14 protein-coding genes are annotated in these 12,221 nt (G+C 38.6%); 2 read left to right on the forward strand and 12 right to left on the reverse strand.

The window, feature by feature from the left end; all coding sequences use genetic code 11:
* Positions 1-38 precede the first annotated feature (38 nt).
* The 11 genes from rnc to CKV71_RS08345 form a co-directional block, all read right to left on the reverse strand.
* A complete protein-coding gene (gene rnc / locus CKV71_RS08295) occupies positions 39-707 on the reverse strand; it encodes a ribonuclease III (RefSeq protein ID WP_371685074.1) in 669 nt (222 codons plus the stop codon).
* 191 nt (positions 708-898) lie between these two features.
* The gene (locus CKV71_RS08300; protein ID WP_095105700.1) at positions 899-1,132 is read right to left on the reverse strand and encodes an acyl carrier protein; all 234 of its coding nucleotides are present in this window, start codon (positions 1,130-1,132) and stop codon (positions 899-901) included.
* Between the two features lie 135 nt (positions 1,133-1,267).
* The gene (gene fabG, locus CKV71_RS08305; RefSeq protein ID WP_095105702.1) at positions 1,268-2,005 is read right to left on the reverse strand and encodes a 3-oxoacyl-[acyl-carrier-protein] reductase; all 738 of its coding nucleotides are present in this window, start codon (positions 2,003-2,005) and stop codon (positions 1,268-1,270) included.
* The gene (fabD, locus tag CKV71_RS08310; RefSeq protein ID WP_095105703.1) at positions 1,998-2,924 is read right to left on the reverse strand and encodes an ACP S-malonyltransferase; all 927 of its coding nucleotides are present in this window, start codon (positions 2,922-2,924) and stop codon (positions 1,998-2,000) included. The genes fabG and fabD overlap by 8 nt, the downstream gene beginning before the upstream one ends.
* Positions 2,924-3,904, reverse strand: a complete 981-nt coding sequence (gene plsX / locus CKV71_RS08315) for a phosphate acyltransferase PlsX (protein ID WP_095105704.1) — start codon at positions 3,902-3,904, stop codon at positions 2,924-2,926. The genes fabD and plsX overlap by 1 nt, the downstream gene beginning before the upstream one ends.
* 1 nt (position 3,905) lies before the next feature.
* Positions 3,906-4,469 carry a transcription factor FapR gene (gene fapR, locus CKV71_RS08320; RefSeq protein WP_095105705.1) on the reverse strand — a complete coding sequence of 188 codons (564 nt, stop codon included), beginning with the start codon at positions 4,467-4,469 and terminating at the stop codon, positions 3,906-3,908.
* A gap of 111 nt (positions 4,470-4,580) precedes the next feature.
* A complete protein-coding gene (gene recG, locus CKV71_RS08325) occupies positions 4,581-6,638 on the reverse strand; it encodes an ATP-dependent DNA helicase RecG (protein WP_095105706.1) in 2,058 nt (685 codons plus the stop codon).
* Position 6,639: 1 nt separating this feature from the next.
* Positions 6,640-7,509 (reverse strand): L-serine ammonia-lyase, iron-sulfur-dependent, subunit alpha, encoded by an 870-nt coding sequence (sdaAA, locus tag CKV71_RS08330; RefSeq protein WP_095105707.1) that lies wholly within the window; start codon positions 7,507-7,509, stop codon positions 6,640-6,642.
* Between the two features lie 15 nt (positions 7,510-7,524).
* Positions 7,525-8,190, reverse strand: a complete 666-nt coding sequence (gene sdaAB / locus CKV71_RS08335) for an L-serine ammonia-lyase, iron-sulfur-dependent subunit beta (protein WP_095105709.1) — start codon at positions 8,188-8,190, stop codon at positions 7,525-7,527.
* 183 nt (positions 8,191-8,373) lie between these two features.
* On the reverse strand, positions 8,374-10,017 hold the full coding sequence (fakA, locus tag CKV71_RS08340) for a fatty acid kinase catalytic subunit FakA (RefSeq protein WP_095105710.1): 1,644 nt from the start codon (positions 10,015-10,017) through the stop codon (positions 8,374-8,376).
* Positions 10,018-10,029: 12 nt separating this feature from the next.
* On the reverse strand, positions 10,030-10,404 hold the full coding sequence (locus tag CKV71_RS08345; RefSeq protein ID WP_095105711.1) for an Asp23/Gls24 family envelope stress response protein: 375 nt from the start codon (positions 10,402-10,404) through the stop codon (positions 10,030-10,032).
* A 334-nt stretch (positions 10,405-10,738) separates the two neighbouring features.
* Between CKV71_RS08345 and rpmB the strand changes: the two genes are divergently transcribed.
* Positions 10,739-10,927 carry a 50S ribosomal protein L28 gene (gene rpmB / locus CKV71_RS08350; protein ID WP_015900097.1) on the forward strand — a complete coding sequence of 63 codons (189 nt, stop codon included), beginning with the start codon at positions 10,739-10,741 and terminating at the stop codon, positions 10,925-10,927.
* A 185-nt stretch (positions 10,928-11,112) separates the two neighbouring features.
* Entirely contained in the window at positions 11,113-11,475 is a 363-nt protein-coding gene (locus CKV71_RS08355; protein ID WP_095105712.1) for a hypothetical protein, read from the forward strand.
* Positions 11,476-11,556: 81 nt separating this feature from the next.
* Here CKV71_RS08355 and CKV71_RS08360 read toward each other — a convergent pair whose 3' ends face one another.
* Positions 11,557-12,198 carry a thiamine diphosphokinase gene (locus tag CKV71_RS08360; protein WP_095105713.1) on the reverse strand — a complete coding sequence of 214 codons (642 nt, stop codon included), beginning with the start codon at positions 12,196-12,198 and terminating at the stop codon, positions 11,557-11,559.
* Between the last annotated feature and the right edge of the window lie 23 nt (positions 12,199-12,221).

A 12,221-nucleotide genomic window follows, 5' to 3' on the forward strand; every position in this document is an offset into this window, starting at 1 on the left:
TTTTATTTCTCCTTATTCCTGTTCTGACAATCTGTGACTTATTGCTTTTTCATAGTATTATATGCTTTTTCGGCAGCTTTTTGTTCTGATTCTTTCTTCGTTCTGCCTTGGCCTGTCGCTACAGCTTCATCTTCTAATAATACTTCTGAAGTGAACAGACGATGATGGGCTGGTCCTTCTTCATGAATTAAGCGATAGGTTACATTTCCTTTGCTGAGACGGTGAATTAATTCTTGGAATTGCGTTTTAAAATCCACTACTCCCATTAGTTCATCATCTTCTACATGCGGGAAGATGACTTCTTCTGCGAACTGCCAAACTGCTTTTAGACCTTGGTCTAAATATAAAGCGCCTACGAAGGCTTCAAAGGCATCTGACACTAATGAAGGTCTAGTGCGTCCTCCTGTTTTTTCTTCACCTTTTCCTAATAAGATGAGTTCATTTAAGTGGATTTTATTCGCAAATATTACAAGTGAGGGTTCACATACAATTGTCGCGCGCATTTTAGTTAAGTTGCCTTCTGGTAATTCTGGGTACTTATCGAATAAATAGCGTGAAACCGTCAATTCTAATACCGCATCTCCAAGAAATTCCAAACGCTCATTGTGGTCGAGACGATTCATGTTGAAATCATTAATAAAGCTTGAATGTGAAAATGCTTGTTGGTAAAGAGGTAAATTATCGTAGTTTAAATTTAGCATCTGCATTTTATCTGCAAATTTCTTATTGAAATTTTGAAGTAATGCTTCTTTCTTGTGATTGGTCAAAAAAAGACCTCCTTTTTTTCTATCAAGATAGGAATTTATACTCTGTCTATGTTACTCATTTTACGTGAATTTGTCTTAAAACAAAAGAAAAATCTGAGTCGCTGAAAGAGACGACTCAGATAATATTTTCATTATTTATCAAGGTTGTTGATGAAATTAACTGCGTCACCAACTGTATTGATTTTTTCAGCTTCTTCATCAGGGATTTCAGTACCGAATTCATCTTCTAATTCCATCACTAATTCAGCGATGTCAAGTGAGTCAGCGCCTAAATCATCTTTGAAAGATGCATCTTCAGTTACTTTGTCAGCATCTACACCTAAACGGTCTACGATGATATCTTTAACTTTATCGAAGTTTTCCACGTCGATTCACCTCCTTTAACAAGCCTATACGACTCTATTATTTTCCCATTTTATTATCAATAATACAAGTAGGTTTACCCATAAATTAGTGTAATCGCACTACTTCCATCAAATTATGCTAATTAAACTGGGAAATTATTCCATGAACATGCCGCCGTTGACATGAATCGTTTGGCCAGTGATATATTTAGCTTTATCAGACGCTAAGAAAGCAACTGTATTTGCAATATCTGTATCTTCACCGAAACGACCAAGCGGAATTTGAGATTTCATTTGTTCTTTAAGGTCATCATTCAAAGCATCTGTCATATCAGATACGATGAAACCTGGTGCCACAGCATTCACTGTAATACCACGTGATGCAAGTTCGCGAGCTGCTGTTTTCGTTAACCCGATAACACCTGCTTTAGTGGCTACGTAGTTCGCTTGTCCAGGATTGCCGACTGCGCCTACTACACTTGTTAAGTTGATGATAGCGCCACTGCGTTGTTTCATCATTTGACGTGTCGCTTTTTGGATACAGTTGAAGACACCTTTCAAGTTCGTATCAATCACGTCATCCCATTCTTGCTCTTTCATACGCATTAATAAGTTGTCACGTGTAATACCTGCATTATTGACAAGAACATCTAATGAACCGAATTTTGAAACGACTTCTTGAATCATTTCTTTAACTTCATCGGGATTGGCTACGTTAGCTTGAATCGCAAAAGCATCTACACCTTTGCCCTTGATTTCTTCCACAACCGCTTCTGCTTTCTCTTTATTACCAGCATAGTTGACCGCTACATTGTAGCCTTCATCCGCTAATTGCAAAGCAATACTGCGGCCGATACCTCTAGAAGCACCTGTTACTAATGCACTTTTACTCATTTTCATTCCATCCTTTAACATCTTCGAGTGTTTGAATCGAAGTTAATTTAACATCTCTGTTGATTTTCTTGATTAAACCAGACAATACTTTGCCAGGTCCGATTTCGATAAAGTGGTCAACACCTTGATCGATTAACCATTCTGTTGATTTGATAAATTGAACTGGTGAGTAAAGTTGTTTCACCATATTTTGTTTAATAACTTCCGCATCTGTTTCTGCTTGCGCGTGATAATTCTGTACTACTGGAATTTCAGCATCATGCCATTCAAATTGATTAATATAATCTTCAAAGTCTTTTTCAATCACTTGCATCATAGATGAGTGGAACGGGCCAGAAACATTTAATGGCAATACACGTTTCGCACCTAGTGATTTACCTTGTTCGACAATGCGGTCGATAGCTGTTTTATGTCCTGAAACTACAATTTGACCCGGTGAATTGATATTGGCAGGTTCGATGATTGAACCTTCTTCAGACAATTCTTCACAAATTTTAGCCACTTCATCATAATCTAAGCCAAGTACTGCTGCCATGCTGCCGACACCACTTGGGAATGCCTGTGCCATCAATTCGCCTCTTTTGCGAACGATTTTAACTGCATCTTCAAAAGAAAGCACTTTGGCTGCGGCTAAACTAGAATATTCTCCCAAGCTATGTCCCATTGTATAATCTGCGTCAACGTTTTCCAAAGCATTCAATAAAGCGATACTGTGTGTCAACAATGCAGGTTGCGTATTCTCTGTTTCTCCTAATTTACCTTCTTCGTCTGTAAACATTGTTTCTAACAAGTCAAAGTCTACTGCTTGTTGTGCTTGATCTAGGATTTCTGTCGCTTGTGCATCAACTTGGTATAAGTCTTTTGCCATACCGGCTTTTTGTGCACCTTGTCCAGGAAAAATAATGGCCGTCTTGCCCATTACGCTTCACCTACCGTTTCTCTCATAATTTCTACAATACGTTCTTCTCCTGCGATTTTAGCTTGACGGATGGCTGAATAAAAGGCTCTGGCATTCGAGCTGCCGTGTGCTTTAACTACGATACCGTCTAAGCCGAGCAATACAGAACCGCCGTATTCTGCGTAATCCATTTTTTTCATGACTTCACTTAAATCTTTTTTCAAGATTAAGGCAGCTAATTTATTCTTCACACTGCCTAGTAAAGTTGATTTGAACATCTTACCGATAGATTTCGCAGTACCTTCAAGATTCTTTAAGACCATGTTGCCTGTAAATCCGTCCGTCACCACTACATCGGCTGCATCTTCCATTAAAGTTTTAGCTTCTACGTTGCCTGAAAAATGGAATGATGTATCCGCGCTCATTAATTGATAAGTTTCTTTCGTTAAGCTGTTACCTTTCTTCGGTTCTGTACCGATATTCAATAACGCAACTTTCGGCGCACCGATACCGCGGATTTTTTCCGCATAGATATTACCCAACTGTGCATATTGTAATAAGTGTTCTGGTTTAGCATCTGAATTGGCTCCTACGTCTAAGAAAGTAAAGCCTTTACCTGAAACTGTCGGCAAAGTAACAACAAGTGCTGGACGTGCTACGCCTTTAATGCGACCGACAATAAATAATCCAGCAGACATCAAAGCTCCTGTGTTGCCAGCTGAAACACAACCTGATGCTTCACCGTCTTTGACTGCTTGCGCCGCTTTGACCATTGAACTATCTTTCTTACGTTTAATGGCACGTACAGGTTCATCTGTCATTTCAATTTCTTCTGAACAATGGCGGAATTCTAAGCGTGAATGTTTAATATTGCACTGCTTTTCATCTCCGAACAAAATAATATGTAAATCTGGGAAGTCATTCAACGCTTTCTCTACCGCTTCTAATACGATACCAGGTGCGTCATCTCCACCCATCATGTCAATGGCTAATGTCACCATATCATGATTCCTCCTCGCTATAATAATACATTTTGAATGTACCTTTAAATACACATTTATCTTTTACATATGACGATACCGCCACAGTAATATACTTTTTACCGAAATCTGTTACTTGTGCGAAAGCATGCACCGTATCATGCAACTTGACTTGTCTTAAAAAACTCACTTGGCTGTCTCGTGTGAGCACCATGTTCTTTTGAATCAAAGCTACGCATAATGAATTGGCTTGAGCGAATAAAATATGACCACGTGCAATATCATTTCGCGTAAAGACAGAATCCTCAGTAATATAAATTAAAGATTCAGCCGTTACATTAGGTTCTACACGAATCAGATCACCGATGATTTCATTGCCTTCAATCGCACGAATGTGCTTATAATTATGTTCTGCTACCGATTTAATACGCTTTCTCAGTTCTGGAATTTTCAAGTAAGTCCGATCTAAACGAATTGTTTGGATACTTACTGAAAATAAGTCGCTTAATTCATTGTCAGTCATAAAGGGGTTTTGTTGTAATTGTTCCTTGATTGCATCTCGTCGTGCTTGTTTTTTCAACTTCATTTCTCTCTCCCCCTAATTTTAGTACCAAGTCTTAAGACTCCTTACATATCATATCATTTTCTCTTAAATATGCTCAACAAAAAACACAATGGGAGCGGGACAGAAATCATTTTAATCAAAGCTGGTATGCAGTAAATTCTCTTCCACGAAGTTGCGTAAGACAGCATACTCATCTGTAAAGAATCTTCCTGACTGTATCAATTCGCCCGCTTCATCTCTAGCTACTTCTAGCATTCGGTAATCTTCAACGATATTGGCAACTAAGAAATCAGGCAGACCACTTTGTTTCACTCCAAAGAAATCGCCTGGGCCCCGCATTTCTAAATCTCGTTCACTCAATTCGAAACCGTCTGTAGTCTGAGTCATAATATTCATGCGTTCAATGCCGGTTTCTGTTTTAGGTGAAGCAATCAATACACAATAACTTTGATGGTCGCTACGTCCGACACGACCACGTAATTGGTGCAGTGTTGATAAGCCGAAGCGATCCGCATCATAAATAATCATAAAAGTGGCGTTCGGTACGTTCACACCTACTTCTACTACCGTCGTAGAAACTAAAATATCTATTTCATGACGATTAAAACGTTGCATTACATCATCTTTTTCATCAGCTGACATTTTACCATGTAATAAACCGACTCGACCTACGCCATAATGTTCTTCTAGTGATTCATACAATGCGACGACATTTTGCACATCTTCTAAATGCTCAGAACTCTCTATTAATGGACAAATGACATACGCTTGCCGTCCTTTTTCTAACTCTGAAGTCATTTGATTTAAGACAGCATCATATTGTTCATGTTTCGCCCACATAGTTTTAATAGGCTTTCGTCCTTTAGGTAATTGTTTGATAGAGGATACATCCATTTCTCCAAATACTGAAATGGCTAAGGTTCTAGGTATCGGGGTTGCCGTCATAAACAAGACATTTGTCATGGCTCCCTTTTCACGCAGCGCTTGTCTTTGATTAACACCGAAGCGATGTTGTTCATCCGTGATAACAAGTCCGACATTATTAAAGGAAACATCATCTTGTATCAATGCATGCGTTCCAATTAGGCAATCAATCGTACCATTTTCCAGTTGTTCTAAGAGCAAGCGACGTTTCTTGCCTTTAACAGAACCTGTCAGCAACGCTACATTCATTCTATCTCCGAAAAGTTCTGTTAAACTTTCTGCATGTTGCTCTGCTAAGATTTCTGTCGGTACCATTAAAGCAGATTGATAGCCTGCTGTTTTCAAGGCGAACATACATAAAGCAGCCACAACTGTTTTTCCTGAGCCTACGTCACCTTGGAGCAAGCGGTGCATGCGAAGCGGTGCTTTCAAATCTCTGAAAATTTCATTCACACTGTGCTTTTGCGCATCGGTCAATTCAAAAGGCAGATCCTCAATAAATTGTTTGACCTGCTCTAAGTCATAATTGATTTCAATGGCTTCATCACTAGCTTTTTCTAGTCTATTCAACCATTGCATCCGCAATTCAAATAAGAAGAGTTCAGTAAAGGCATAGGTACGACGTGCTTTCAGTAAAGCTTTCTTATTATCAGCATAGTGTAATGCACGAATCGTAGTAGCCAGTGATTCTAATTTATATTTTTCACGTAAATCTTCAGACAGCCATTCGCGAATTTCAATATCATCCAATACTTTGCGGATAATATCACGCATGGTCTTCTGTTTAATACCTTCTTTGATGCGATAAACTGGATCTAATTGTTCTCCATCAGCATTTTGCAGATCTTCTGAGCCTGTCGTAAACATACGCATGCCATTAATTTCTTGTTTACCGCGGTTCCACTTACCTTTCACAGTTACATGGTCATGCAAATTGATTTTCTTTTTAAGATAAGGCTGATTGAAAAAGACTGCTTTGACAGCGATATTATTAATCATGAGATGCACCGTTACTTTAGATCGGTTGCGGCCAAAAAAAGCGACAGTGGGCGTAGAATAAACTTCGCCGGTCACTGTCACGGTGGATTGATCTTCTGCTTCATTCAAATCTACGATACTATTATCTTCATAGCGAACTGGCAGATAGAGCACTAAATCTTCTACATTATATATATTTAATTCATTTAATACTGCAATGCGTTTGGGTCCTAAACCCTTTATTTGATCTAACGCATAAGGTTGATCAATGAGATTGACTTTAGACATATTAATCACCAAATATTTGTTGTTTTAAGCGTTGGCCGGTTGGTGTGCCAGCTAAACCGCCGCGTCCCGTTTCTCGAAGCGCTGAAGGCATCGTTTGACCGATTCGGTACATTGCACCTACCACTTCATCAGCCGGAATACGCGATGATACACCTGCAAGTGCCATATCCGCTGACACGATTGCATTTGAAGCCCCTGCTGCATTACGTTTCACACAAGGCACTTCAACCAGTCCCGCTACTGGATCACATACTAAACCTAGCATATTCTTCATGCAAATTGCAAAAGCTTCAGCCGACTGTTGCGGTGTGCCGCCAGCCATTTCGACCGTAGCAGCCGCAGCCATAGCAGCAGCTGCGCCTACTTCTGCTTGACAGCCCCCTGCCGCGCCTGAAATAGACGCATTATTGGCGATTACAAATCCGAAAGCTCCTGCAGTAAGTAAAAAGTTCAACATCTCTTTGGGAGTGGGATTGAAGCGGTGTCTGATGGCGAAGAGCACGCCAGGAACTACGCCTGCTGAACCTGCCGTAGGAGTAGCACAAATTTTCCCCATCGCAGCGTTTACTTCATTAGTTGCCACGGCTTTACTTACTGCATCTAACAGTATCGGTCCTGATAAAGCTTGCCCGCTTTCTAAATACTTACGAATAAGGACGGCATCTCCGCCTGTCAGCCCTGTCACTGATGAAACGCCATCTAATCCTTGTTCTATTGCATTTTCCATCGTTTGGAAATGATGACTCATGCCAGCATATATTTCATTAGCTGGTACTCCAGTCACTTGCATTTCCTGTTCCAGCATAATTTCGTAGATGGCTTTATTTTCATTCTCACATCTGTGTATGAGTTCTTCTATTGTTTTAAACATATTTCTTCCTCCGACTCAACTGTTCTCCATTAAAAAGACAGCTGTCACCCCAGTGACTTGACGTATTTCGTTGATAATTGCAGCTTTCGGTTTTTCATCTAATTCACACATCATCAATGCTGAATCGCCTTTTTCTTTACGATTCACCTGCATGGCTCCTACATTGATACTGTCGTTGCCGAGTATGCGTGTTACATTGGCTATAGTGCCAAAAGTATCTTGATGAAAGACGAGTAAAGCAGGATAATCGCCGCTCAAGCTGATTGGGAAACTGTTGATGGCGGTAATCTCAATTTTACCTCCTCCAATCGAAACGCCTTCTATTGAAAGTTGTTTATCTGCTCTTTGCAAATCTAACACTACCGTATTCGGATACTTCTTTTCTTCCTGCATTTCAATAAATTCGATAGACATTTCTCGTTCTGCTGCGGTTGCTAAACTGGTGATAATGCGTTCATCATCCGTTTCGTAGCCAAGCAAACCTCCAACTAAAGCTACGTCTGTACCATGGCCTCGATAAGTTTCCATAAATGAACCATATAAATATATATCAACATGTTCTGGCAGTTCTCCGAATAAAGCACTTGCAACGTGGCCAATTCTCACAGCACCTGCTGTATGAGAAGAAGATGGCCCTATCATTGTTGGTCCAATAATTTCAAATACACTTTTAAATTTCATATTGACTCCTTTTAAATTTTGATTATTGCAAAAATTTAAAACCTTATATTATCTCTCTAATTCAATTAGCATCTCTTCAATGCACGAATTTAAAAATTATAAAAAAACAAATAAATCCTTTCTATACAGAAAAATCCACTTAGAGTGCAAAACTCCAAGTGAATTTAAATCTGAAAGTACTAATTATTCAACTGAGAATAAATACGGATAAATAGGTTGAGAACCTACTTGTTCATCTATTTCAACATCAGGATATTCAGCTTCTAACCAGTCTGTCAATGCTTCAGTTGTTTCAGCTTCTGCATCTTCACCAGTTAAAATTGTAACAATTTCGCTATCCTCTTGAACCATTTTTGAAAGCAATACTTTAGAAGCTTCTAATTGGGTCGGATTGCTTACGACAATCTTACCTTCTTTAAGCCCCATAAATTCGCCTTCTTTAATATCAATGCCGTCAATTGTAGTATTACGTACAGCATTAGTAATCGCGCCAGATTGAACATGCTCAATCGCTTCAGACATTGTTGCTTTGTTATCTTCTAATGAAGCGTCTGGAAGATATTGGAATAATGCGGCAATGCCTTGTGGAACCCACTTAGTCGGAATCACTACAGTTTCAATATCTACAATTTTAGCAGCTTGATCGCTCGCCATTTGAATATTTTTATTATTTGGTAAGATGATAGCTTTTTTAGCGCCAGATTCTTCAATGGCTTTCACAATATCGTTAGTAGATGGATTCATCGTTTGACCACCATTAATAATAGAAGTGGCACCCATGGATTTGAAGATTTCAGAAATTCCATCACCCATAGAAATTGCAATAATTGCTGTTTCGACAGGTTGTGTGTTTTCTTCTTTTGATTTCTCTTTATTCACAACGTTACGATGTTGTTCACGCATATTTTCAACTTTCAGCTTAATTAATTCGCCGTATTGCTGCCCATAGTTGAAGACATCGCCAGGATGTTCTGAGTGCACATGCACCTTCACAATTTCGTCGTCGTTAATAACTAAAAGGGAATCTCCGAATTGGGCCATATCTTCACGGAATTCTTTTTCATCAAAAGGTTTCTTATCTTTACCGAAACGCACCATCATTTCGGTACAGTAGCCGTACACGATATCTTCTGTGTTGATGACGCCGTGGAAATCATGATCATCATTCACGAAAGTTTCTGTGTCTAATTTAGGTGAAGTTGCTTCAACTTTCTCACCTTTCATCGCTTTCAAAAAGCCTTCATAGACACATAGCAAGCCTTTACCGCCACTGTCGACTACGCCTACTTCTTTTAGTACTGGAAGTTGGTTAGGTGTATTTTCAAGTGCTTCTTCACCTTTTGTGATGATTGCTGTTAAAACTTCTTGGCAATCTTCTGTTTGTTGAGCGCTTTCAATACCTGCAGCAGCTGATTCACGTGCAACAGTCAGAATTGTCCCTTCTACTGGTTTCATGACTGCTTTATACGCTGTATCTACACCTGCTTCAAAACTTTCTGCAAAAGTTTTGGCATCAATTGTTTCGGCGTCTTCGATATGTTTGCAGAAGCCTCTGAAAATCTGTGATAAGATAACGCCTGAATTTCCGCGTGCACCCATTAATAGGCCTTTAGAAAAAGTTTTTCCTAAAGCGCCGATATGTTGAGATGCATTTTGTTCGACTTCTTCTCTCCCTGAAGTCATCGTTAAATTCATATTTGTTCCCGTGTCGCCATCTGGAACGGGATAAACATTTAATGAATTCACGATTTCTGCATTATTTGATAAATTCTGTGCCCCTTGAACTACCATGTCGGCAAATAATTTACCATCTATTCTGCTGATCATTATGTGTTCCTCCTAATGTTTCTTGCCGTAATTATTTATACGTACACCCTGTACATAGATATTTATAGAATTTACTTTCAAACTCAAAGTTTTTTCCAAAGTATATTTAACAGTTGATTGCACATTATTAGCAACTTCGGAAATTTTGGTACCATAGCTTACAATAATATACATATCAACATCGATTGCTGCATCACTAGAACGCACAACAATGCCGCGTGCATAATTCTCTTGCCCTAAGATTTCAGCTATGCCGTCTCTGACTTGATGTTTAGATGCCATTCCGACAATACCATAACATTCTACGGCTTTACCGCCTACTACAGAAGCTATCACTTCGTTCGAAACATCAATATTGCCGTATTCATTGTTAATTTCTAATGTCATTATTTGTTCCTCCTTAAGATAGGTATGGTAAGCTGCTGGATAAAGGCTTACAATCATTACTGTTATTATATAATGAAATCGCGTTCTATGCCTTTATTTAATATGCCGGATTGTTTGGCAAACCCTGTATTCGTTTATCTTTCCAATACATGCAGCGTAGATAAAACGCATACATACACATTTAAGAATTATATCATACTTTCTACTTTGTTTAGAATAACTGAAAACATCTTCTATGGCTATAATTTTTTATTGCTATTTCGCTCTAAATGTGTTAAATTTACAAAGTATATCATAAGTCAGTGTGTTTATATTTATTAAAGGAGGTACTTTCATGGGTAAACAATGTTACGTAACAGGTCGTAAAGCATCGACTGGAAATCGTCGTTCACACGCTTTAAACTCTACGAAACGTAGATGGAATGCTAACCTTCAAAAAGTTAGAATCCTAGTAGACGGAAAACCTAAAAAAGTTTGGGTTTCTGCACGTGCTTTAAAATCTGGTAAAGTTACTAGAGTTTAATAAATATATGCACAGGAAAAACGACTCGTATGTGGCGGGTCGTTTTTTTGTGTATATTTTTTATAAATAAATTGAATGCATTCATAATAAACGTTCAGTTTTCAGATTATTCAAATCATTTTAACCGACTTTTCTCTACTAACATGCTATGATAAAAGTAGTTCACTTAGAAAAGGGGTGCTGAAATGTCGCGTACAGAACTTAAACCGCTTCTCAACAAAAAAGTTACAGTGACTGGAGTCATTAAAGAAGTGTTGCTCATTAACAAACTTGACCGTTATAGTACCACAAAATCAAATGTCAAAATATTGTTAAAAGATGTGACGATTAACGGCATTGAAACCGATCATTTGTGGCTGCATGAGAAAAATAAGTATTATACATTAGCTGAGGACTTCTTGCATCAACGTGTTAAATTCAAAGCGAAAGTTAAAAAATATTCTAAAACTAGAAACGGTATTATCAGAGAAGACATCGGTATAAAACGTAAAAGTGCGATTATGCCAGAGGAAACGTATGACGCAGAAATGACTGCACTATATTGCTGAACGCGAGGTATTATTAATGTTCTTTGAATCAAAATAAAAGGATGAAACAATTCAATTAAAGATTGTTTCATCCTTTTTCATTTACCGATTATCATGGCTGCGTATACAAATTAAGGCACCCACTTCAATTTCAATCTCAGCCACAGGTTCGTCTATTTCATTAGAAATGGTTAAAGTCGAACCTTGATATAGCTTCTCTTGGTCTAAAGGATATTTAAACCCTCTTAGCGAAATAAGCGTATCTTCTTTCGCAGGTATAAATGAAATGTATGGAAAGGCATCCTTTTTTTCCACGCGATGTATCCCTTTTTTTAAATAAGTAATTTCATTTTGGTCATCTATAAGCGAAACTTTAATGTCTCTTTTCAAGTAATCAGGAATTTGCAACAACTGCAATGCCCCTAAGAAATGATCTAATCTGCCACCTGTTGCTCCATAAATTGAGATGTCATCATAACCGCGTGCAACCGCTTCTGCCACACCCAGTCCCAAATCAGTATCTGCTTTCTCAGCTTTGACCGGATGAATATCTAACTTTTCTTTAAGTTCTAAGCGTTCAGTGTCATTCACAGAATCAAAGTCTCCTAGTGAGAAGACGGGTTGGATATTTTGCTGTATTAAAATTAACGCCCCCCGGTCAATGCCGCCCCACGCTTCATCTGCTTTAGTCTGTAATAAATTTTCAGGAAGATTTCGATTCCCGCATAATAAATTGATTTTCATGCCCATCACCTGCCGTTCAATCA

Source organism: Staphylococcus piscifermentans (assembly GCF_900186985.1).
Classification (GTDB): Bacteria; Bacillota; Bacilli; order Staphylococcales; family Staphylococcaceae; genus Staphylococcus; species Staphylococcus piscifermentans.

Bases quoted from the DNA above. Each gene is read 5' to 3' on its own strand.
- fabD (WP_095105703.1), bottom strand. From the start codon at position 2,924: ATGGGCAAGACGGCCATTATTTTTCCTGGACAAGGTGCACAAAAAGCC.
- CKV71_RS08360 (WP_095105713.1), bottom strand. From the start codon at position 12,198: ATGAAAATCAATTTATTATGCGGGAATCGAAATCTTCCTGAAAATTTA.
- CKV71_RS08355 (WP_095105712.1), top strand. From the start codon at position 11,113: ATGTCGCGTACAGAACTTAAACCGCTTCTCAACAAAAAAGTTACAGTG.
- fapR (WP_095105705.1), bottom strand. From the start codon at position 4,469: ATGAAGTTGAAAAAACAAGCACGACGAGATGCAATCAAGGAACAATTA.
- plsX (WP_095105704.1), bottom strand. From the start codon at position 3,904: ATGGTGACATTAGCCATTGACATGATGGGTGGAGATGACGCACCTGGT.
- fakA (WP_095105710.1), bottom strand. From the start codon at position 10,017: ATGATCAGCAGAATAGATGGTAAATTATTTGCCGACATGGTAGTTCAA.
- recG (WP_095105706.1), bottom strand. From the start codon at position 6,638: ATGTCTAAAGTCAATCTCATTGATCAACCTTATGCGTTAGATCAAATA.
- fabG (WP_095105702.1), bottom strand. From the start codon at position 2,005: ATGAGTAAAAGTGCATTAGTAACAGGTGCTTCTAGAGGTATCGGCCGC.
- sdaAB (WP_095105709.1), bottom strand. From the start codon at position 8,190: ATGAAATTTAAAAGTGTATTTGAAATTATTGGACCAACAATGATAGGG.
- rpmB (WP_015900097.1), top strand. From the start codon at position 10,739: ATGGGTAAACAATGTTACGTAACAGGTCGTAAAGCATCGACTGGAAAT.
- CKV71_RS08345 (WP_095105711.1), bottom strand. From the start codon at position 10,404: ATGACATTAGAAATTAACAATGAATACGGCAATATTGATGTTTCGAAC.
- rnc (WP_371685074.1), bottom strand. From the start codon at position 707: ATGCAGATGCTAAATTTAAACTACGATAATTTACCTCTTTACCAACAA.
- sdaAA (WP_095105707.1), bottom strand. From the start codon at position 7,509: ATGTTTAAAACAATAGAAGAACTCATACACAGATGTGAGAATGAAAAT.